Consider the following 21,233-nt stretch of genomic DNA (forward strand, 5'->3'; position numbering starts at 1 on the left):
TTTCTTGCCTGAAGGTGCTTTTTATTCGGACTGCTCACCCCAATCGTTTACCATAGAGACGTCAATTTTTAACAGGATGAGATTACTGGTGTCTGACTCTGCCGCGCGCCCGACTTTTTTGTTCCACGATTACGAAACCTTTGGCACCCATCCGGCGCTGGACCGACCGGCGCAGTTTGCGGCTATCCGAACCGATGACGAATTTAACGTCATCGGCGAACCCGAGGTGTTTTACTGTAAACCCGCCGATGACTATCTGCCGCAGCCGGGCGCGGTGATGGTGACGGGCATCACCCCTCAGGAAGCGCGGGATAAAGGCGTTAGCGAAGCAGAATTTGCCCGTCGCATCCACGACCTGTTCACGGTGCCCAATACCTGCGTGGTGGGTTACAACAACATCCGTTTTGACGATGAAGTGACGCGCAATATCTTCTACCGCAACTTCTACGATCCGTATGCCTGGAGCTGGCAGAACCGCAATTCGCGCTGGGATTTGCTGGATATTATGCGCGCCTGCTATGCGCTGCGCCCGGAGGGAATTAACTGGCCGGAGAACGACGACGGCTTGCCGAGCTTCAGGCTCGAGCATCTGACGCGGGCCAACGGCATTGAGCACAGCAACGCCCACGACGCGATGGCAGACGTCTACGCGACCATCGCTATGGCGAAGCTCGTAAAAACCGCGCAGCCTCGCCTGTTTGAGTATCTGCTGAGCCATCGCAGCAAGCAAAAGCTGATGACGCTGATTGACGTGCCGCAGATGAAACCGCTGGTGCATATTTCAGGGATGTTCGGTGCGTGGCGCGGGAACACAAGCTGGGTGGCGCCGCTTGCCTGGCATCCAGACAACCGTAACGCCGTCATCATGGTGGATCTTGCCGGGGATATCTCGCCGCTGCTTGAGCTCGACAGCGACACCTTACGTGAACGGCTTTATACGCCGAAAGAGGCGCTGGGTGACCTGCCAGCCGTACCCGTAAAACTGGTGCACATCAATAAATGCCCGGTGCTTGCGCAGGCCAACACGCTGCGCCCGGAAGACGCCGACCGGCTGGGGATTAACCGTCAGCACTGCCTCGATAACCTGAAAGTGCTGCGCGACAACCCGCAGGTGCGCGAGAAAGTCGTCGCCATTTTTGCCGAAGCAGAGCCGTTCGTGCCGTCTGAGAATGTGGATGCGCAGCTTTATAACGGCTTCTTTAGCGATGCCGATCGCGCGGCGATGAACATCGTGCTGCAAACCGACCCGCGTAATTTGCCCGCGCTGGATATCACCTTTGCGGACACGCGTATTGAGAAGCTGATGTTTAACTACCGTGCGCGCAACTATCCAGGCTCGCTGGATGAAGCAGAGCAGGAGCGCTGGTTACAGCATCGGCGCAACGTGTTTACGCCTGAGTTTCTTAATAGCTATGCCCAGGAGCTGGAGATGCTTTACGGCCAGTATGAAGGGAATGCTGAGAAACAGGCGCTGCTGAAAGCGCTGTTCCAGTACGCGCAAGAAATTGTCTGAGTAGCGGGTACAAAAAAGCCGGAGGCGATGTCTCCGGCTTTTTTTTTTGCCGGTTGGCGCTAACGCTTACCCGGCCTACAAAACTGTAGGTCGGGTTGAGCATAGCCGCCACCCGACACAGTCTTACGCGACGTCTTCGTACTGAGGAACCGGGTTGCGGAAGCTCTTCGTTACGCAAGCCAGGTAAATCAGACCGATTGCACCCCAGATCAGACCCAGAACCATTGAGCTCTCTTCCAGGTTGATCCACAGGGCGCCCACCGTCAGGGCACCACACACTGGCAGCACCAGATAGTTGATGTGGTCCTTCAGCGTCTTGTTGCGCTTCTCACGGATCCAGAACTGCGAAATCACGGAGAGGTTAACGAAGGTGAACGCCACCAGCGCACCAAAGTTAATCAGCGCAGTGGCCGTTACCAGGTCGAACTTGATTGCCAGCAGGGCAATCGCGCCCACCAGCAGTACGTTCCACGCCGGGGTACGCCATTTCGGATGCACGTAACCAAAGAAGCGAGTTGGGAACACACCGTCACGGCCCATCACGTACATCAGACGAGAAACGCCCGCGTGCGCTGCCATACCGGATGCCAGTACGGTGACGCTGGAGAAGATCAGCACGCCCCACTGGAAGGTTTTACCCGCCACGTACAGCATGATTTCAGGCTGCGATGCATCCGGATCTTTAAAGCGAGAGATATCCGGGAAGTACAGCTGTAAGAAATAAGACGCACCGATGAAGATCAGGCCGCCAATCAGCGCGGTCAGGAAAATCGCTTTCGGGATCACGCGCTCAGCGTCTTTGGTCTCTTCAGACAGAGAAGAGATACCGTCGAAGCCCAGGAACGAGAAGCACAGGATAGTCGCCCCGGTGATCATCGGCACAACGTGCGCACCTTCAGACCAGAACGGACGGGTGCTGGTCAGCGTACCTGCGCCTTCACCGTGGGAAACGCCGTAGATGATCAGCCCAACGATAACCGCAACAATCCCCATCTGAAGGATCACGATCAGGGTGTTGAAGTTAGCCACGGTCTTGATGCTGCGCAGGTTAGAGATGGTCATAAAGGCCACCAGCGCCACAACGAAGATCCACGACGGTACGGAAGGTACCAGCGCTTCGAAGTAAATTTTTGCCAGCAGAATGTTGATCATCGGCATGAACAGGTAGTCCAGCAGTGATGACCAGCCCACCATAAAGCCAACAGCCGGGCTAATGGATTTCTGAGCATAGGTGTACGCAGAGCCTGCGGACGGGAAACGGCGAACCAGTTTACCGTAGCTCAGCGCTGTAAAGAGAATGGCGACCAGCGCAAAGGCGTACGCCGTTGCAACGTGACCGTCAGTAAGGCCTGATACGATACCGAATGTATCGAACAGCGTCATCGGTTGCATATAGGCAAGGCCCATCATAACAACCGGAATCAACGTAAGCGTTTTACGTAATTCCACGCGAGAGGTGTTTGGAGTTGCGTTATGCGACATAGTTATTCTCCTTTACGGTGATAACCGCCACGTAAGCGAAAAATTGCCCCATTTCTTTCTTCCTCAGCGACAACAACTGTCGGATTTTAGTAAATATCTATCCGGTACGAAGCCCGGCCTCTTGGTTTTTAGTTTCGTTTCGTACATGCAAAAAAAAATAACCGACGCCTTTTATATCGTCGATTATTCATTTGTTTGCAGCGGCGGCATTTTGCCCTATTCCAGATACAAAAGGCAATACATTGAGAAACCTGCCCATAAATTAATTTTACTAACTGGTTGATTTCCCATCATCTGCCTGAGTGTAAACTGTCGCGATAGCACTATTTGCTAAAATTTCGTCTCGCCACCAGGCGCTGGCAAGCCCGGCGGTCTGTTCATTCCAGCCCACCCATACCGATTCGTTACTGCTCTGCGCTAAAACCTGTTTTTCCACCAGCGCGCCGCTTTCAATAAAGCGCTGTGCTAAATAACGGGGAAGGTAGCCGCACCCCAGGCCGCTTATTTGCAGTTCCAGCTTGGTTTTAAAATCGAAAACGGTGATGGCCTCCTGCTCATCCAGAAGCTGCGATGAAATGCCGCACTCGGGGCGGGAGCTGTCTCCCACCACAATGGCGCGATGGTTTTTAATGACGCGTCTTGAAACAGGCTCCGGTTCATTCGCCAGCGGGTGGTGAGGCGCAACGGCAAAGATCTGCTCCAGAACGCCCAGCCGGGCGAAACCAAATTCACTCAGTTGAGGAGGCTCATGCAGCGCTCCAACGATGATATCCGCCCTGCCCTGCGTTAAGGCATCCCACGAGCCGCCCAGCACGCCGTTGATAAAAACCAGCCGCGTGACGCTATGGCGCTGATAGAACGCCTCAATAAGCGGGGTAAGCAGCGAAAAAGGGAAAGTATCATCAACCCCAATCACTAGCTCATTTTCCCAGCCCTGATGAAGTTTGACGGCCTGTTTTTCCAGCTCGCGAACCGTATGCAGCACGTCACGCCCTTTTTCCAGCAGCATCTGCCCAGTACGGGTGAAACGCGCGCGATGGCCAGTGCGGTCAAGGATTTGAATATTAAGATCGCTCTCGAGCTTTTGCACGGTGTAGCTCAGAGCCGAAGGGGTTTTATAGAGCTTCGCCGAGGCGGCGGCAAAGCTCCCCTCTTTTTCCAGCGCATCCAGAATAACAAGAACATCCAGCAGCGGTTTCATCTTCGCCCCCTTGCGGTGTGCGATGGCCTCCGCCGGCGCAATTATTCCATGGGCATAACCAGCGGATCGGGATACTGATATTCAAATCCCAGTTCATGGCAAATACGATTGCCATCAATAATTTTGCCTTTGCGCTCCCCCTGCGCCTCACTGAACACCGGCGGCGCCAGACCAAGCTGGCGCGCCATCAGCGGATAAAAGGTGCTGCGTGGCGGATGCGAAGGCGCACATATATTATAGATGTGCCCCCCTTTCGGAGCCTGTAAAAGCAGCTCTATTGCACCGATAACATCTTCAAGGTGTACAAGGTTAACGCCGTGCTGACCATCCGGCGCGGATTTACCGGCAAAGAAGCGTCCCGGATGACGCCCCGGCCCCACCAGCCCGGCGAGGCGTAAAATATCCACCTGCGTGCCTGGCAGATTGTGCAGCCAGTCTTCCAGCTCTTTCAGTACCCGTCCGCTGGCGGTTACCGGACGGCGCTCGGTGTTTTCTTTCGCCGTACCGTCGATATCGCCATAGACGGAGGTCGAGCTGGTGAAAATGATACGCGGAATATGGTGCGCCAGGGCGCTGTCGACAATCTCCTGCACCGCCTGCAGGTAAAACGTCTCGCCCGGCCCGCTGCGCCGCGCTGGTAAGGTAATGACCAGCGCGTCCACATTCATCAGTTCATCCAGCTCGTCGGTATCGCAGATAAGCTCGGGTTCGAGACGCAGCTCGACACCATCAATGCCGCACATGCGCGCCGCCTCAACCCCGTCCCGCGTAGTCTTACTCCCTGTCACCTGCCAGCCTTTCGCGGCTAATGACATCGCCAGTGGCATTCCTAACCACCCTAATCCGACAATCGCGACCTTTTTCATGACATTCTCCGCTTAACGACGCCTGTTATAAGGCTACGCCAGCCTTATGGAACGCACAATTCATACCATCAATATGAAATGAATTAATGATCAAAAAAAGCCCTTGCTTTATGGCGTACAACTGGTTTAGGTTAAAAGACATCAAATGCATAAGCATTCAACGAGAATTTATATGACACGCGTTCCTTTTAAAAACCACCATCATCACCATCATCCTGACTAGTCTTTCAGGCGATGTGTGCTGGAAGACGTTTGGATCTTCCAGTGGTGCATGAACGCATGAAAAAGCCCCCGGAAGATCTTCTTCCGGGGGCTTTTTTTTGGACCGCATTCAGACAGGTTAAAACAGGTTAACGAGGAACACAGAATGTTAGATAACTCACGTTTACGCATAGCTATTCAAAAATCAGGCCGTTTAAGCGATGATTCACGCGAACTGCTGGCCCGCTGCGGGATTAAAATCAACCTGCACACCCAGCGCCTGATCGCCCTGGCTGAAAATATGCCGATCGACATTCTGCGCGTACGTGATGACGATATTCCGGGCCTGGTGATGGATGGCGTCGTTGACCTCGGCATCATCGGCGAAAACGTACTGGAAGAAGAGTTATTAACCCGCCGCGCGCAGGGCGAAGATCCGCGCTACTTTACCCTGCGTCGTCTGGACTTCGGCGGCTGCCGCCTGTCGCTGGCCACGCCGGTTGATGAAGCCTGGGATGGCCCGGCCGCGCTGAACGGCAAACGTATCGCCACCTCTTACCCTCACCTGCTGAAGCGTTACCTCGATCAAAAAGGCGTGCAGTTTAAATCTTGTCTGCTGAATGGCTCTGTTGAAGTGGCGCCACGCGCGGGCCTGGCCGATGCCATCTGTGACCTCGTCTCCACCGGCGCCACGCTCGAAGCGAACGGCCTGCGCGAAGTGGAGGTGATCTACCGCTCCAAAGCGTGCCTTATCCAGCGCGACGGCGAGATGGCCGATGCCAAACAGCAGCTCATCGACAAGCTGCTGACCCGTATTCAGGGCGTGATTCAGGCGCGTGAATCCAAATACATCATGATGCACGCGCCTACCGAGCGCCTGGACGAAGTGATTGCCCTGCTGCCAGGTGCTGAGCGCCCAACCATTCTGCCGCTGGCGGGCGACCAGCAGCGCGTGGCGATGCACATGGTGAGCAGCGAAACCCTGTTCTGGGAAACGATGGAAAAACTGAAGGCGCTGGGCGCGAGTTCTATTCTGGTGCTGCCAATTGAGAAGATGATGGAGTAACGACCATGAGCTTTAACACAATCATCGACTGGAATACCTGTAGCGACGCGCAACAGCGCGAGCTGCTGATGCGCCCGGCAATTTCAGCCTCAGAGAGCATCACCCGCACCGTGGCGGAGATCCTCGATAACGTCAAAGCCCGCGGAGACGACGCGCTGCGCGAGTACAGCGCGAAGTTTGATAAAACTGAGGTCGACGCGTTACAGGTCACCGCGCAGGAGATCGCCGGGGCGGAAAGCCGCCTTGGGGATGAGATCAAACAGGCGATGGCCGTCGCAGTGAAAAATATTGATACCTTCCACACCGCGCAGAAATTGCAGGCGGTGGATGTGGAAACCCTGCCCGGCGTGCGCTGCCAGCAGGTGACGCGCCCGGTGGCGTCCGTTGGCCTCTATATTCCTGGCGGCTCTGCCCCGCTGTTTTCGACCGTCCTGATGCTGGCCACTCCGGCACGTATTGCCGGTTGTCAGAAGGTGGTGCTCTGCTCTCCGCCACCGATCGCCGATGAGATCCTGTATGCGGCGAAGCTGTGCGGCGTGCAGGCGATCTATAAAGTGGGCGGTGCGCAGGCGATTTCCGCCCTGGCGTTCGGGACGGAGTCTGTTCCCAAAGTCGACAAAATCTTTGGCCCGGGTAACGCATACGTTACCGAAGCGAAGCGCCAGGTCAGTCAGCGTCTGGACGGCGCGGCGATTGATATGCCTGCCGGTCCGTCTGAAGTGCTGGTGATTGCCGACAGCGGCGCTACACCGGATTTCGTGGCCTCTGACCTGCTCTCGCAGGCCGAGCACGGCCCTGACTCGCAGGTGATTTTACTGACGCCAGATGCCGACATGGCAAAACGCGTGGGCGAGGCCGTTGAGCGTCAGCTGGCCGACCTGCCGCGTGCGGAAACGGCGCGTCAGGCGCTATCGGCCAGCCGACTGATTGTGGCTCGCGATATCGACCAGTGCATCGCCATCTCCAACCAGTACGGTCCTGAGCACCTGATTATTCAGACCCGTAACGCGCGCGATCTGGTCGACAGCATAACCAGCGCAGGCTCGGTGTTCCTCGGGGACTGGTCACCGGAATCCGCCGGGGATTACGCCTCCGGCACCAACCACGTGCTGCCCACGTATGGCTATACCTCAACCTGCTCCAGCCTGGGGCTGGCGGATTTCCAGAAGCGCATGACCGTGCAGGAACTCTCCCGCGAGGGATTTGCCTCGCTGGCGTCGACCATCGAAACCCTGGCCGCCGCCGAGCGCCTGACTGCCCACAAAAATGCCGTGACGCTGCGCGTTGCCGCCCTGAAGGAGCAAGCATGAACATTGAAGAATTAGCCCGCGAAAATGTCCGTCGCCTGACGCCCTATCAGTCTGCGCGTCGTCTGGGCGGGAACGGCGACGTCTGGCTGAATGCCAACGAATACCCCACGGCGGTGGCCTTTGAGCTCTCGCAGCAGACGCTGAACCGCTACCCGGAGTGTCAGCCGAAAGCGGTGATCGAGAACTATGCGCAGTATGCAGGCGTGAAGCCTGAGCAGGTACTGGTCAGCCGTGGGGCGGATGAAGGGATTGAGCTGCTGATCCGCGCCTTCTGCGAGCCGGGTAAAGACGCGGTGATGTACTGCCAGCCCACCTACGGGATGTACAGCGTCAGCGCCGAAACCTTTGGCGTGGCCTGCCGCAACGTACAGGCGCTCGACAACTGGCAGCTGGATTTGCAGGGCATCGCCGATAACCTCGACGGCGTGAAGGTGGTGTTTGTCTGTAGCCCGAACAACCCGACCGGGCAGATTATCAATCCGCAGGATATCCGTTCCCTGCTGGAAATGACGCGCGGCAAAGCGCTGGTTGTGGCCGACGAAGCCTACATTGAGTTCTGCCCGCAGGCGACGCTGGCAGGCTGGCTTGAAGAGTATCCGCATCTCGTCGTGCTGCGTACCCTGTCGAAAGCCTTCGCTCTCGCCGGTCTTCGCTGCGGTTTTACGCTGGCAAATAAAGCGGTTATCGACCTGCTGCTGAAAGTGATCGCCCCGTATCCGCTCTCAACGCCGGTTGCCGATATTGCGGCACAGGCACTGGCCCCGCAGGGCATCAGCGCGATGCGCGAGCGTGTGGCGCAGATCCTGGAGGAGCGTCAGTATCTAGTCGATGCCCTGAAAACGATTCCGTGCGTGGAGCAAGTGTTCGACTCGGAGACCAACTACATCCTGGTGCGCTTCACCGCCTCAAGCGCGATATTTAAATCGTTGTGGGATCAGGGCATTATCTTACGAGACCAGAATAAACAACCTACCCTGAGCGGCTGCCTGCGTATTACCGTCGGCACCCGCGCGGAGAGCCAGCGCGTGATTGACGCCCTGAAAGCGGAGAAAGTATGAGTCAGAAGTATCTCTTTATCGATCGTGACGGCACCATCATCTCGGAGCCACCCAGCGATTTTCAGGTCGATCGTTTCGACAAGCTGGCCTTTGAACCCGACGTGATCCCGGTGCTGCTGAAGCTTCAGAAAGCAGGCTATAAGCTGGTGATGATCACCAACCAGGACGGTCTGGGCACAGACAGCTTCCCGCAGGCGGACTTTGACGGCCCGCACAACCTGATGATGCAGGTGCTGACCTCGCAGGGCATCGCCTTCGACGAGGTGCTGATCTGCCCGCACATGCCTGCCGACGAGTGCGACTGCCGCAAGCCAAAAGTGAAGCTTGTTGAGCGTTATCTGGCCGAAGAGGCGCTGGATAAAGCGAACAGCTATGTGATTGGCGATCGCCTCACGGACATCACGCTGGCCGAAAATATGGGCATTGCGGGTCTGCGCTATAACCGCGACACGCTAAACTGGGCGATGATTAGCGAGCAGCTCACCAGACGCGACCGCTATTCTCACGTAGAACGCAACACCAAAGAGACGCAGATCGACGTGAAGGTCTGGCTCGATCGTGAAGGCGGCAGCAAGATCCACACCGGCGTCGGTTTCTTCGACCATATGCTGGATCAAATCGCCACTCACGGCGGCTTCCGCATGGAGATCGCCGTTAAGGGCGACCTGTATATCGACGATCACCACACCGTGGAAGATACCGGCCTGGCGTTGGGCGAAGCCCTGAAGCTGGCGCTCGGCGACAAGCGCGGCATCAACCGCTTCGGCTTTGTTCTGCCGATGGACGAGTGCCTGGCGCGCTGCGCGATGGATATCTCCGGGCGTCCGCACCTGGAATATAAAGCCGACTTCACCTACCAGCGCGTGGGCGATCTCAGCACCGAGATGGTGGAGCACTTCTTCCGCTCACTTTCTTACACCATGGGCCTGACGCTGCACCTGAAAACCAAAGGCAAAAACGATCACCACCGCGTCGAGAGCCTGTTCAAAGCCTTTGGCCGTACCCTGCGCCAGGCGATCCGCGTGGAAGGTGACGCCCTTCCCTCGTCGAAAGGAGTGCTGTAATGAACGTGGTGATTCTGGACACCGGATGCGCCAACCTGAACTCCGTACAGTCGGCGATTATGCGCCACGGCTACGAGCCGGTGGTGAGCCGCGACCCGGACGTGGTGCTGCGCGCGGATAAACTCTTTCTGCCGGGCGTAGGCACCGCCCAGGCGGCGATGGATCAGATCCACGAGCGCGAGCTGGTGGATCTCATCAAAGCCTGTACTCAACCGGTGCTGGGCATTTGCCTCGGCATGCAGTTGCTTGGCCGCCGCAGCGAAGAGAGCAACGGCGTCGATCTGCTGGGCATTATAGAAGAAGACGTGCCGAAAATGACCGACCACGGCCTGCCGCTGCCGCACATGGGCTGGAACCGCGTTTATCCGAAGGCGGGCAACAGGCTGTTCCAGGGAATCGAAGACGGCGCGTACTTCTACTTCGTCCACAGCTACGCCATGCCCGTGAACACCTACACCATCGCCCAGTGCAATTACGGCGAGGCGTTCACCGCCGCCGTGCAGAAAGATAACTTTTACGGCGTGCAGTTTCACCCGGAACGCTCCGGCGCCGCCGGCGCGCAGCTGCTGAAAAATTTCCTGGAGATGTGATGATAATTCCCGCTTTAGATTTAATTGACGGCACGGTTGTTCGTCTCCACCAGGGCGATTACGGACAGCAGCGCGACTACGGCAACGACCCGCTGCCGCGGTTACAGGCTTACGCCGCTGAGGGCGCTGAGGTGTTGCACCTGGTCGATCTGACCGGCGCGAAAGATCCGGCCAAACGCCAGATCCCACTGCTTAAAACACTGGTGGCTGGCGTGGACGTCCCGGTGCAGGTGGGCGGCGGCGTGCGTACGGAAGCCGATGTTGCCGCCTTACTGGACGCGGGCGTGGCGCGCGTGGTAGTCGGTTCGACCGCTGTGAAAGATCCTGAGACGGTCAAGGGCTGGTTCCGCCGCTTCGGCGCGGATGCGCTGGTGCTGGCGCTGGATGTGCGCATTGACGCGCAGGGTAACAAGCAGGTCGCGGTCAGCGGCTGGCAGGAAAACTCCGGCGTAACGCTGGAAGAGCTGGTCGGGATGTATCTCCCGGTAGGGCTGAAGCATGTGCTGTGCACGGATATTTCACGCGATGGTACGCTCGCAGGCTCTAACGTCTCGCTGTATGAAGAGGTTTGCGCGCGTTATCCGCAGGTGGCGTTCCAGTCCTCTGGCGGTATCGGCGACCTGGCGGATATCGCCGCTCTGCGCGGAACCGGTGTACGCGGCGTGATCGTGGGTCGCGCGCTGCTGGAAGGCAAATTTACGGTGAAGGAGGCGATTCAATGCTGGCAAAACGGATAATTCCCTGCCTGGACGTGCGTGATGGTCAGGTTGTAAAAGGCGTGCAGTTCCGCAACCACGAGATCATTGGCGATATCGTTCCCCTGGCTAAACGCTATGCCGAAGAAGGCGCAGACGAACTGGTATTTTACGATATCACCGCCTCCAGCGATGGCCGCGTGGTGGACAAAAGCTGGGTGGCGCGCGTGGCAGAGGTGATTGATATTCCCTTCTGCGTGGCGGGCGGAATTAAATCTGCTGACGATGCGGCGAAGATTCTCTCTTTCGGTGCGGACAAAATTTCCATTAACTCCCCTGCCCTGGCCGACCCGGAGCTGATTACGCGTCTGGCGGATCGCTTTGGCGTGCAGTGCATTGTCGTGGGGATCGACACCTGGTTTGATGCCGCAACGGGAAAATATCACGTTAACCAGTACACCGGCGATGAAAGCCGCACGCGCGTCACCCAATGGGAGACGCTGGACTGGGTGCAGGAAGTGCAAAAATGCGGTGCGGGTGAGATCGTGCTGAACATGATGAACCAGGACGGCGTACGCAACGGTTACGACCTCGAGCAACTGAAAAAAGTGCGCGCGGTCTGCCAGGTTCCGCTGATTGCCTCCGGCGGCGCGGGCACCATGGAACACTTCCTTGAAGCCTTCCGCGATGCGAACGTGGACGGCGCGCTGGCCGCCTCTGTGTTCCATAAACAGATTATCAATATTGGTGAGTTAAAAACGTACCTGGCCGACCAGGGCGTGGAGATCAGGGTATGTTAACAGAGCAACAACAGGCGCAGCTGGACTGGGAAAAAACTGACGGATTACTGCCGGTGGTTGTACAGCATGCCGTTTCAGGCGAAGTGCTGATGCTGGGATACATGAACCAGGAGGCACTGGCAAAAACGCTCGACAGCGGCAAGGTGACGTTTTTCTCGCGCACCAAACAGCGCCTGTGGACGAAAGGGGAAACCTCGGGTCACTTCCTGAATGTGGTCAGCATTACGCCAGATTGCGACAACGACACCCTGCTGGTGCTGGTCAACCCGATTGGGCCGACCTGCCACAAAGGCACCAGCAGCTGCTTCGGCGAGGCGAGCCACCAGTGGCTGTTCCTCTATCAGCTGGAACAGCTGCTGGCAGAGCGTAAATCAGCGGATCCCGAGAGCTCGTACACGGCGAAGCTGTACGCCAGCGGCACCAAACGGATTGCGCAGAAAGTGGGTGAAGAAGGCGTTGAAACGGCGCTGGCGGCCACCGTGCATGATCGGGAGGAGCTGACGAACGAAGCGTCGGATTTGATGTATCACCTGCTGGTGCTGCTTCAGGATCAGGAGCTGGATTTAACGACGGTGATTGAGAATCTGCGGAAACGGCATAAATAAATAAAGACCGGGGAAACCCTTATGCTGGTCACTTAAGGTGACCAGCAGTTTTTTTATCCGGGTAATTCCTGCCCTTCACCCTGAGCTCTCTCGGGTAACTACGCTCCCGTCTTCCCGGTAATACCAGCCATCTCGCCTGTTCGTACGGTGACGGTACAGCTCGCTCACCGCACCCGCCGGATAACGACAGGGGTCTTCCAGAGACGTGAGGACTTTTCTACTCCTTTCCGTCCACTTTCCGGCTCAGAAGTCTGGCAGTGACCTCTTCCGGCAGTCCCGGCCATTGATTCCGGGCCAGCGGGCTCGTTTTCAGCTTCACCCGCTCGTCACCCCTCCCCAGACGGCACACGACCTCATACTGGGTATTCTTTATCAGGGGCAGCAGCCAGTGCCGGTTCTCTCCGGCGTGCTGCCAGTGATGCAGCAGCCCCGGGGAGTAATATCCCCTGTCGAACAGGGTGATACTGTTATCCGGTACCCGGTCCGTTAACTGTGCCGCCAGACGCATTTCGCTGACGCTCTCACTGTCGAAAGCGCTGGCGTTAATCAGATGGCTGCTGAGCTCCATTAGACAGACCATGCGCACCTGCGGATAGTTGCCTTCGCTGTGCTGGTTGCCGTGTTTGCTGAACGCTTCGCTGTTCTCCCGCGTATCAGACGTTCTCCAGACCACACCATCCATCGCAAACAGGTACAGTCCGTGCCATTGCGGGTGTGACACCTGCTGGTTCCAGTATTGCTGCGTGATATCAAAAAGCTCCCGGACAGCCCCCTCGCCGAGCTTTTTGCGGCGCTGGATAACGGCGCTTCGTGCGGTGAATGGCGCGCCCGAACGGTCAGTGATATCCATGAGATTAACAATACGGTCATCGGCCTGTCACAGAAAACAGACATGCCAACAACAAGCCATGCAATTGATTCAATGGGAGTTTACGTTTACGGAGCGTCACAGTATCGGTCAGCCTGAAGGCTTCCCGGATAAGTTCTGCGTGGATGAGTTCGGAAAGGGAACAGGCACGTTCCGGTGCGGTGAGATGTATATTACCGGGAGCCTGAGAAAGTTCCATTTTAAAAGGGTCCATGAAGAGACATGAACCTTTTTTACTCCAGCCACTGGATCGGTCAACCGATCCTTAAAAGATCGGCATTAGGGGCGACCCGGTCTTTTTGGTTTGTAAATCAGGCTCTTGGTTTGTAGTTTCTCAGCGCATTGCGGCCAAGGACGACAGCAGAACCGATAATTCCGCCGAGCAGTACGGCAAGGATGAGGGTAATAGCAATTTTCGGGCTGTCGCGTCGGATAGGCAGGTTCGGCTTCATGACGTAACGATAAACGTGAATAGTGTCTGGGTTAACGTTGAGGTTCTGAATATCCAGTAAATTTTGTTTGGTTTGGTAGTAAGCGCCTGAGAAGACCAGTGGACGTGACGCTTCGTTATCAATCATTGACTTGAGCGCTACGGTACCCAACAGGAACATGGTTTCCTGAGTGACATCCTGAGTCTGTTGAAGTTGCGGAGTGATAATCTTCGCGGCTTCTGCGTTCTTCAGCGCCTCAGTAATCTGCTTGATGCGTAAATCTTTCTGCTCCTGAGCGACCTTCTCCTGATTCTGGAGGGAGTCGTTCAAGGTTGTGATCTGCTGCTTGAGGTTATCTCTGAGGTCAAGCGATAGTTCTTTTGCCGTCTGCTCGTCAACCTGCTGAATATACTGAGCTAATTGCTTTTGAGCTGCTTCAGCGGATTCGCCCTGATAGCTTACGGTTAAAGGCAAACTTTGTCCTTTAACCGTAGGCTCTATAGTCAGTTTTTCCGGTTCTTCCTGATTCTCCAGCGCCTGAGCTAATGCCGAGAAGGAGGAATTGAAACGTCCAATAGCACGATTCTGAATGTCCAACATGGAAGGAGCTGCCCCGCCATAGAGTATATTCAATGCATTGGAATAGGTGGCGATTTGTGCCGCATCAGGCTGGGCTATGATGGCAGATGACGTCCATTTCTCTTTGGCTACAGTGATGTAAACGCCAGCAAGAACGATGAAAGCAGCAATAAAAGCCCCTATCACCCACTTACCACGCCACAGCTGTAACATTACATCAAGTAAATCAATTTGCTCCGGGTCATTGTTACGTGCGACCAGGTTATGGTTGTTTTGCGTCATACAATCCCTAACAGATGAAAAAGGGCAAAAATAATCTTGTTTCCATAGTGTATCTCTTGTTGTAGAAAATTCTATAAGAATCCGATGAGTTATATCGGAAAGATGGGTTATGTATGTGAAGAGCAACGCGCTATCATAGACGGATTCTGATGTCCTAGGACATCAACAAGAACACTGTGAATGAGGGAAGCTATGAAATTTCTGGTAACGGGCGCGGCGGGCTTTATCGGTTCTCATGTCAGCAAGCGCCTGCTTGATGCAGGGCATGAAGTTGTTGGGATTGATAATCTGAATGATTACTATGACCCTAACCTCAAGCTCGCTCGCCTCGAACTGCTCAAATCCGGGAGTTTCACCTTCCACAAGCTGGACTTAGCGGACCGCGAGGGCATGGCTGCGCTCTTCGCCAATGAGAAATTTGACCGCGTAATCCATCTTGCCGCACAGGCGGGCGTGCGTTACTCGCTGGAAAACCCGCATGCCTACGCTGATGCGAACCTGGTAGGTCACCTGAACGTGCTGGAAGGCTGTCGCCACAATAAGGTTCAGCATCTTCTGTATGCGTCATCCAGCTCTGTGTACGGCCTCAACCGTAAGATGCCGTTTTCTACTGACGACTCCGTAGATCATCCGGTATCGCTGTATGCCGCAACCAAAAAAGCCAACGAGCTGATGTCGCATACCTATTCGCATCTGTATAACCTGCCGACCACTGGCCTGCGCTTCTTTACCGTCTATGGCCCGTGGGGGCGCCCGGACATGGCGCTGTTCAAATTCACCAAAGCCATGATTGAAGGCAACAGCATCGACGTATACAACTACGGCAAGATGAAGCGCGACTTCACCTATATCGATGATATTGCGGAGGCGATTATTCGCCTACAGGACGTCATTCCTCAGGCAGATGCCGACTGGACGGTCGAAACCGGTTCGCCAGCAACCAGTTCTGCCCCGTATCGCGTGTATAACATCGGTAACAGTTCACCTGTCGAACTGATGGATTACATCACCGCGCTTGAAGAGGCTCTGGGCAAAGAAGCGGTGAAAAATATGATGCCGATCCAGCCGGGGGACGTGCTGGAGACCAGTGCGGACACCAAAGCGCTGTATGACGTTATTGGGTTTAAACCACAAACCTCAGTCAAAGAAGGCGTGAAAAACTTCGTCGACTGGTACCGCAACTTCTTTAACGTTTAAAAACAAAAAACCCGGCAGATTGCCGGGTTTTTTTATATCACGATTTTAATCAGTCGCTGCCGAACAAATCGCGGGTATAGACTTTATCTTTCACGTCCGCCAGCTCTTCCGCCATACGGTTGGAGATAATTACATCCGCTTCTTTCTTGAATGCATCCAGATCGCGAATGACGCGAGAGTGGAAGAACTCGTCTTCCTGCATGGCCGGTTCATAAATAATGACCTGCACGCCCTTCGCCTTAATACGCTTCATGATCCCCTGAATGGAAGAAGCGCGGAAGTTATCGGAACCGCTCTTCATGATCAGGCGATACACGCCCACCACTTTCGGCTGACGCGCCAGAATGGAATCCGATATGAAGTCTTTACGCGTACGGTTAGCATCCACAATTGCGGAAATCAGGTTATTTGGCACAGCCTGATAGTTTGCCAGCAGCTGCTTGGTGTCTTTTGGCAGACAGTAGCCGCCGTAACCGAATGACGGGTTATTGTAGTGGTTGCCGATACGCGGGTCGAGGCACACGCCTTCAATGATCTGACGGGTGTTCAGGCCTAAGCTCTCTGCATAGCTGTCCAGCTCGTTGAAGTAAGCCACGCGCATTGCCAGATAGGTGTTAGCGAAAAGCTTAATCGCCTCTGCTTCAGTGGAGTCGGTGAACAGAACCGGAATATCTTGCTTGATGGCGCCTTCCTGAAGCAGCACCGCAAAACGCTCCGCACGCTCGGAACGCTCACCGATCACGATACGGGATGGGTGCAGGTTATCGTATAACGCCCTGCCCTCGCGGAGAAACTCCGGCGAGAAGAAGACATTATCAATACCCAACTCTTCTTTAATCGATTTGGTGAAGCCTACTGGAATGGTCGATTTGATAACCATTACGGCGTTAGGATTGATCGCTACAACGTCTTTAATAACTGCCTCAACGGTAGAGGTGTTGAAGTAGTTGGTTTTCGGATCGTAGTCGGTTGGCGTGGCGATGATGACGTAATCCGCATCACGATACGCATCTTCTTTGTCGGTAGTAGCACGGAAATTAAGCGATTTATTCGAAAGATAATCCTGAATCTCTTTGTCAACAATAGGAGACTGCTTCTGGTTCAGCATGTCCACTTTGGCCTGAACGATATCCAGCGCAACCACTTCATGATTCTGGGCAATCAATATACCGTTTGAGAGGCCAACGTAACCAGTTCCGGAGATAGTTATTTTCATTCGCTTATGACTTCTTTGAGTTAATTGTAGAGATGATCGTCAGACCATCGCGAAATAGACTGTTGGGCTTTGTACCTCCAGCCTGACAGAACTGTCAAGGCAAACCAGGACTAATCCCCGCGAGCGGGCCGACATTCAGACAACTTCGAAAAAAAACGTCATTTTTTAACGTAAAAAAACCCGGAGATATCTCCGGGTTATGTTCACCGCAGCTGCATTAACTCAATCCAGCCATTCGGTGTGGAACACACCTTCTTTATCCGTACGCTTATAGGTATGCGCACCGAAGTAGTCACGCTGTGCCTGAATCAGGTTCGCTGGCAGAACGGCAGCACGATAGCTGTCGTAATATGCCACCGCAGCGGAGAAGGTTGGAACCGGAATACCATTCTGTACTGCGTAGGCAACCACGTCACGCAGCGCCTGCTGGTACTCGTCTGCAATCTTCTTAAAGTACGGTGCCAGCAGAAGGTTAGCGATACCTGCGTTTTCAGCATAGGCATCGGTGATTTTCTGCAGGAACTGCGCACGAATGATGCAACCCGCGCGGAAAATCTTCGCGATCTCGCCGTAGTTCAGGTCCCAGTTATTCTCGTCTGACGCCGCACGCAGCTGAGAGAAGCCCTGCGCGTAGGAGACGATTTTACCCAGGTACAGGGCGCGACGAACTTTCTCGATGAACTCAGCTTTGTCACCGGCTGGTTTAGCCTGTGGGCCTGACAGCACTTTAGAAGCCGCAACGCGCTGCTCTTTCAGAGAAGAGATATAACGCGCAAAGACGGATTCGGTGATCAGAGACAGCGGCTCGCCCAGATCCAGAGAGCTCTGGCTGGTCCATTTACCGGTACCTTTGTTCGCTGCTTCATCCAGAATCACATCAACCAGGTATTTACCCTCTTCATCTTTTTTCATGAAGATATCTTTGGTGATGTCGATCAGGTAGCTGTTCAGCTCGCCTTTGTTCCACTCGGTAAAGGTTTCAGCCAGCTCTTCATTAGAGAGATTCAGGCCGCCTTTCAGCAGGGAGTATGCTTCTGCGATCAGCTGCATATCGCCGTATTCGATGCCGTTGTGCACCATTTTTACATAGTGACCCGCACCGTCCGGACCGATATAAGTCACACACGGCTCGCCATCTTCCGCAACAGCAGCGATTTTAGTCAGAATAGGCGCAACCAGTTCGTACGCTTCTTTCTGGCCACCAGGCATGATAGATGGGCCTTTCAGCGCGCCCTCTTCACCACCGGAAACACCGGTACCGATGAAGTTGAAGCCTTCAGCGGACAATTCACGGTTACGACGAATGGTGTCCTGGAAGAAGGTGTTACCGCCATCAATGATGATGTCGCCTTTTTCGAGGTAAGGCTTCAGGGAGTCGATAGCTGCATCGGTACCTGCGCCCGCTTTCACCATTAGCAGGATTCGACGAGGCGTTTCCAGAGACTCAACGAACTCTTTCACCGTATAGAAAGGAACCAGCTTCTTGCCTGGGTTCTCGGCAATCACTTCTTCAGTCTTATCACGGGAGCGGTTGAAAACGGAGACGGTATAACCACGGCTTTCGATGTTGAGCGCCAGGTTGCGCCCCATCACTGCCATACCGACAACGCCGATCTGTTGCTTGGACATTACATACTCCTGTCAGGTGTGGTCCCACCAGGTACTTCCCGGTGGATATATTATCGAATAATCTTAACTCAGAAATCGAGAGCAGAGGTAGGTAATTATGGTCATTAATACACTTAGCCATAACAAAAGCATGGCTTTATCAAGTGGTCATTTTTGCGTCGTTGAAATACATTGCTTTTTATATTCTTTAATAGTTTTCTGGTAAATATAATAGCTTAACTTAGGTATACGTTTCAAATTCTTATCATCGAAATCGACACCAATTATTCCAAATCTATTTTTGTAACCCCATAACCACTCGAAATTATCGAGCAAGCTCCAAAATAGATAGCCCTGAATATCCAATCCTTCCTTTTTTGCATTCATAACGGCAGTAACATGTCTCTTGAGATAGTCTGCTCTCAACTTATCAGAAATGACCCCTTCCTTAAGTTGTTCATCAGCTAAACCAAAACCTGCACCATTCTCAGTAATAATGAAGGTAGGATGAGCATATTCGGCATCAATCTTTTTCATCATTGTAACCAACGCCTCAGGAGAAACAGGTCCGTTGACGGATGGTTTTTTATCTGGGTTAGGGACATTACCTATTTCAAACGGTTCAGATTTATCATGCCTAACCAATGTTGGACCATAATAATTTACGCCGATGAAATCAGGTTTTCCTTGGGTAATCAATTGCATATCTTGAGATGTGGGCTTAAATTTAGGATATGCTGATTGATACATTTTCAATACTGGATCTGGATATTTTCCCTTATATAGAGCATCGAGAATCCAGTTGTTGTGGAGATCGTTACATAACTGCTCAGTAGTACTATTTGGATGTCCATTATCGATGCAAGGAGATAAGTTTAACGCAATGCCAATACGTCCATCATATTTAGCCTTATGGTAATTACGTACCACCATCGCATTTGCAATCAAAAGGTTGTGTAATGCTACCGCTTGTTTTCCACGAGACGCTACGGACAAAACGTCACGGTATCCGTCTGGTTTTTTTTCAATGAGATTTGCTGCAAGGGGTTCAAGAGTAAAAACATAGCCTTCAGGCTCATTAAAGGTAATAAAATTATGGCTTTTATTACCAAAATTCTCAAAAATTACTTGCGCAAATTTTTCGAACCACACTGGTGATTCAGGGTTAGACCAACTACCTTTTTTATAAAGCGCTAATGGCATGTCCCAGTGGTAAAGTGTAATCACCGGCTCAATATTAGCTTCTTTTAAGTCAGCAATAAGTTGGTTGTAATATTCTAATCCCTTTTTATTTACCGTTACACCGTCAGGCATGACCCTGGACCAGGATATGGAGAAGCGGTACGAATTGACACCTAATTCTTTCATGAGTTGTATATCTTTTAGATAGACATCCCGAGAAATTTGATTGGCTGCAACATCTCCATTTTCAACGGTACCAATAGTATATTTTGTTACTTCATTATGAGTAAAATAATCCCAGTTTGAAGGACCCTTTCCACTCTCATTCCAGCCACCTTCAACCTGGTAAGATGAGGATGCCGTGCCCCAGAGAAAATCACATTGCTGTTTTTCACCAGAGAATGCAGGAGGTAAAAGAAGCGCAGAGGTAAGGAAAAAATATTTTGCTTTCATTTTATAATCAAAACCTGATAGCTATTAAGGGTATGATATTGTTAATTTTATGAATCGCTATTTGCTATTTTTTATTAAATTGAGCAAATACTGACCGTAATTGGTCTTGCTCATTTCATTTCCGTAGGTCAGGACCTCACTCTCAGTGAGCCAACCGTTACGGTAAGCAATTTCCTCCAGGCAGGCGATTTTGAACCCTTGTCGTTTCTCAATAGTATGAATAAATTGTGATGCTTCGATTAAACTGTCATGGGTACCGGTATCGAGCCATGCAAAACCTCGTCCCAGTAATTCTACCTGAAGATTTCCCTGTTCGAGATACATCTCATTCAGCGTAGTAATTTCAAGTTCACCGCGTGCTGATGGTTTAACGCGTTTTGCCATATCAACCACGTTTGCATCATAAAAATATAGGCCAGTAACAGCCCAGTTGGATTTAGGTGCAGCTGGTTTTTCTTCTATACTTAATGCCTTGAAGTTTTCATCAAACTCTACAACACCAAAACGCTCTGGATCCATTACCTGGTAGCCAAAAACAGTAGCCCCGGCATTACCTGAAACAACCGATTCAAGTTTCCTACCAAAACTCTGCCCGAAGAAAATATTATCACCTAATACTAAGGCACATTTATCACCAGAGATAAACTCTTCACCAATAATGAATGCTTGCGCAAGGCCATCAGGAGACGGCTGAATTTCATAGGACAAATTAATTCCGAAACGACTACCATCTCCTAACAAACGTTTAAAAGAAGGCAGATCTTCAGGTGTTGTGATTAAGAGAATATCACGGATACCCGCAAGCATAAGCACCGACATTGGATAATAAACCATAGGTTTATCATAAATGGGTAAAAGTTGTTTAGAGACTCCACGTGTAATTGGGTGTAAACGTGTTCCTGAACCGCCAGCAAGAATAATACCCTTCATTCTACTACCTCAATACTCTTAAGCTAAATTAGAATT

At 53.1% G+C, this 21,233-nt stretch carries 20 protein-coding genes, 1 pseudogene and 1 other annotated feature; of the genes and pseudogenes, 11 read left to right on the forward strand and 10 right to left on the reverse strand.

Annotation, left to right across the window (positions count from 1 at the left end; all coding sequences use genetic code 11):
• Positions 1-76 precede the first annotated feature (76 nt).
• Positions 77-1,513 (forward strand): exodeoxyribonuclease I, encoded by a 1,437-nt coding sequence (gene sbcB, locus ACQG1K_RS14175; RefSeq protein ID WP_400182190.1) that lies wholly within the window; start codon positions 77-79, stop codon positions 1,511-1,513.
• A gap of 123 nt (positions 1,514-1,636) precedes the next feature.
• Here the strand turns inward: sbcB and ACQG1K_RS14180 are convergent, their stop codons facing one another.
• From ACQG1K_RS14180 to ACQG1K_RS14195, 4 genes are all read right to left on the reverse strand, one after another.
• The gene (locus tag ACQG1K_RS14180; RefSeq protein WP_022648602.1) at positions 1,637-2,995 is read right to left on the reverse strand and encodes an APC family permease; all 1,359 of its coding nucleotides are present in this window, start codon (positions 2,993-2,995) and stop codon (positions 1,637-1,639) included.
• Positions 2,985-3,047 (reverse strand): membrane protein YoeI, encoded by a 63-nt coding sequence (gene yoeI, locus ACQG1K_RS14185; RefSeq protein WP_099458931.1) that lies wholly within the window; start codon positions 3,045-3,047, stop codon positions 2,985-2,987. Before yoeI ends, ACQG1K_RS14180 begins: the two co-directional genes overlap by 11 nt.
• A gap of 219 nt (positions 3,048-3,266) precedes the next feature.
• Complete coding sequence (locus ACQG1K_RS14190; protein ID WP_022648603.1) at positions 3,267-4,196, reverse strand: LysR substrate-binding domain-containing protein; 930 nt, start codon at positions 4,194-4,196, stop codon at positions 3,267-3,269.
• Between the two features lie 41 nt (positions 4,197-4,237).
• Complete coding sequence (locus tag ACQG1K_RS14195; RefSeq protein ID WP_006811206.1) at positions 4,238-5,062, reverse strand: SDR family oxidoreductase; 825 nt, start codon at positions 5,060-5,062, stop codon at positions 4,238-4,240.
• A gap of 172 nt (positions 5,063-5,234) precedes the next feature.
• Between ACQG1K_RS14195 and hisL the strand changes: the two genes are divergently transcribed.
• From hisL to hisIE, 9 genes are all read left to right on the forward strand, one after another.
• A complete protein-coding gene (gene hisL, locus ACQG1K_RS14200; RefSeq protein ID WP_099516347.1) occupies positions 5,235-5,285 on the forward strand; it encodes a his operon leader peptide in 51 nt (16 codons plus the stop codon).
• Positions 5,261-5,384: a sequence feature (His leader region), on the forward strand. Its footprint overlaps the gene before it by 25 nt.
• Positions 5,385-5,429: 45 nt before the next feature.
• Complete coding sequence (gene hisG / locus ACQG1K_RS14205; RefSeq protein ID WP_000886595.1) at positions 5,430-6,329, forward strand: ATP phosphoribosyltransferase; 900 nt, start codon at positions 5,430-5,432, stop codon at positions 6,327-6,329.
• A 5-nt stretch (positions 6,330-6,334) separates the two neighbouring features.
• On the forward strand, positions 6,335-7,639 hold the full coding sequence (hisD, locus tag ACQG1K_RS14210) for a histidinol dehydrogenase (RefSeq protein WP_023300525.1): 1,305 nt from the start codon (positions 6,335-6,337) through the stop codon (positions 7,637-7,639).
• A complete protein-coding gene (gene hisC, locus ACQG1K_RS14215) occupies positions 7,636-8,697 on the forward strand; it encodes a histidinol-phosphate transaminase (protein ID WP_022648605.1) in 1,062 nt (353 codons plus the stop codon). Before hisD ends, hisC begins: the two co-directional genes overlap by 4 nt.
• On the forward strand, positions 8,694-9,761 hold the full coding sequence (gene hisB / locus ACQG1K_RS14220) for a bifunctional histidinol-phosphatase/imidazoleglycerol-phosphate dehydratase HisB (protein WP_038416352.1): 1,068 nt from the start codon (positions 8,694-8,696) through the stop codon (positions 9,759-9,761). Before hisC ends, hisB begins: the two co-directional genes overlap by 4 nt.
• Complete coding sequence (gene hisH / locus ACQG1K_RS14225; protein WP_003859485.1) at positions 9,761-10,351, forward strand: imidazole glycerol phosphate synthase subunit HisH; 591 nt, start codon at positions 9,761-9,763, stop codon at positions 10,349-10,351. The genes hisB and hisH overlap by 1 nt, the downstream gene beginning before the upstream one ends.
• Positions 10,351-11,088, forward strand: a complete 738-nt coding sequence (hisA, locus tag ACQG1K_RS14230; protein WP_032654196.1) for a 1-(5-phosphoribosyl)-5-[(5-phosphoribosylamino)methylideneamino]imidazole-4-carboxamide isomerase — start codon at positions 10,351-10,353, stop codon at positions 11,086-11,088. Before hisH ends, hisA begins: the two co-directional genes overlap by 1 nt.
• Positions 11,070-11,846 carry an imidazole glycerol phosphate synthase subunit HisF gene (gene hisF / locus ACQG1K_RS14235; RefSeq protein WP_367075972.1) on the forward strand — a complete coding sequence of 259 codons (777 nt, stop codon included), beginning with the start codon at positions 11,070-11,072 and terminating at the stop codon, positions 11,844-11,846. Before hisA ends, hisF begins: the two co-directional genes overlap by 19 nt.
• Complete coding sequence (gene hisIE / locus ACQG1K_RS14240) at positions 11,840-12,451, forward strand: bifunctional phosphoribosyl-AMP cyclohydrolase/phosphoribosyl-ATP diphosphatase HisIE (RefSeq protein WP_023306558.1); 612 nt, start codon at positions 11,840-11,842, stop codon at positions 12,449-12,451. The genes hisF and hisIE overlap by 7 nt, the downstream gene beginning before the upstream one ends.
• Positions 12,452-12,562: 111 nt before the next feature.
• Here hisIE and ACQG1K_RS14245 read toward each other — a convergent pair.
• Positions 12,563-13,518 (reverse strand): annotated as a pseudogene (locus tag ACQG1K_RS14245) (IS4 family transposase); the annotation flags it as partial.
• Between the two features lie 112 nt (positions 13,519-13,630).
• Positions 13,631-14,611, reverse strand: coding sequence for an LPS O-antigen chain length determinant protein WzzB (gene wzzB, locus ACQG1K_RS14250; protein WP_063199162.1), 981 nt, complete (start codon positions 14,609-14,611; stop codon positions 13,631-13,633).
• Positions 14,612-14,803: 192 nt separating this feature from the next.
• Here wzzB and ACQG1K_RS14255 point away from each other — a divergent pair, with 192 nt between their 5' ends.
• The gene (locus tag ACQG1K_RS14255; RefSeq protein ID WP_367075974.1) at positions 14,804-15,808 is read left to right on the forward strand and encodes an NAD-dependent epimerase; all 1,005 of its coding nucleotides are present in this window, start codon (positions 14,804-14,806) and stop codon (positions 15,806-15,808) included.
• 49 nt (positions 15,809-15,857) lie between these two features.
• On the opposite strand, the gene ugd is transcribed toward ACQG1K_RS14255, so the two are convergent.
• The 4 genes from ugd to rfbA form a co-directional block, all read right to left on the reverse strand.
• Positions 15,858-17,024 (reverse strand): UDP-glucose 6-dehydrogenase, encoded by a 1,167-nt coding sequence (gene ugd / locus ACQG1K_RS14260; RefSeq protein ID WP_367075976.1) that lies wholly within the window; start codon positions 17,022-17,024, stop codon positions 15,858-15,860.
• 222 nt (positions 17,025-17,246) lie between these two features.
• The gene (gene gndA, locus ACQG1K_RS14265; RefSeq protein WP_063199153.1) at positions 17,247-18,653 is read right to left on the reverse strand and encodes an NADP-dependent phosphogluconate dehydrogenase; all 1,407 of its coding nucleotides are present in this window, start codon (positions 18,651-18,653) and stop codon (positions 17,247-17,249) included.
• 147 nt (positions 18,654-18,800) lie between these two features.
• A complete protein-coding gene (locus ACQG1K_RS14270; RefSeq protein WP_148741926.1) occupies positions 18,801-20,267 on the reverse strand; it encodes a glycoside hydrolase family 1 protein in 1,467 nt (488 codons plus the stop codon).
• Positions 20,268-20,324: 57 nt separating this feature from the next.
• Positions 20,325-21,197: a glucose-1-phosphate thymidylyltransferase RfbA gene (gene rfbA, locus ACQG1K_RS14275; RefSeq protein ID WP_028013773.1), complete on the reverse strand. Its 873-nt coding sequence runs from the start codon at positions 21,195-21,197 to the stop codon at positions 20,325-20,327.
• Positions 21,198-21,233: the final 36 nt, after the last annotated feature.

Source organism: Enterobacter cloacae complex sp. 402C9 (assembly GCF_050030745.1).
In the GTDB taxonomy this organism is placed as follows: domain Bacteria; phylum Pseudomonadota; class Gammaproteobacteria; order Enterobacterales; family Enterobacteriaceae; genus Enterobacter; species Enterobacter intestinihominis.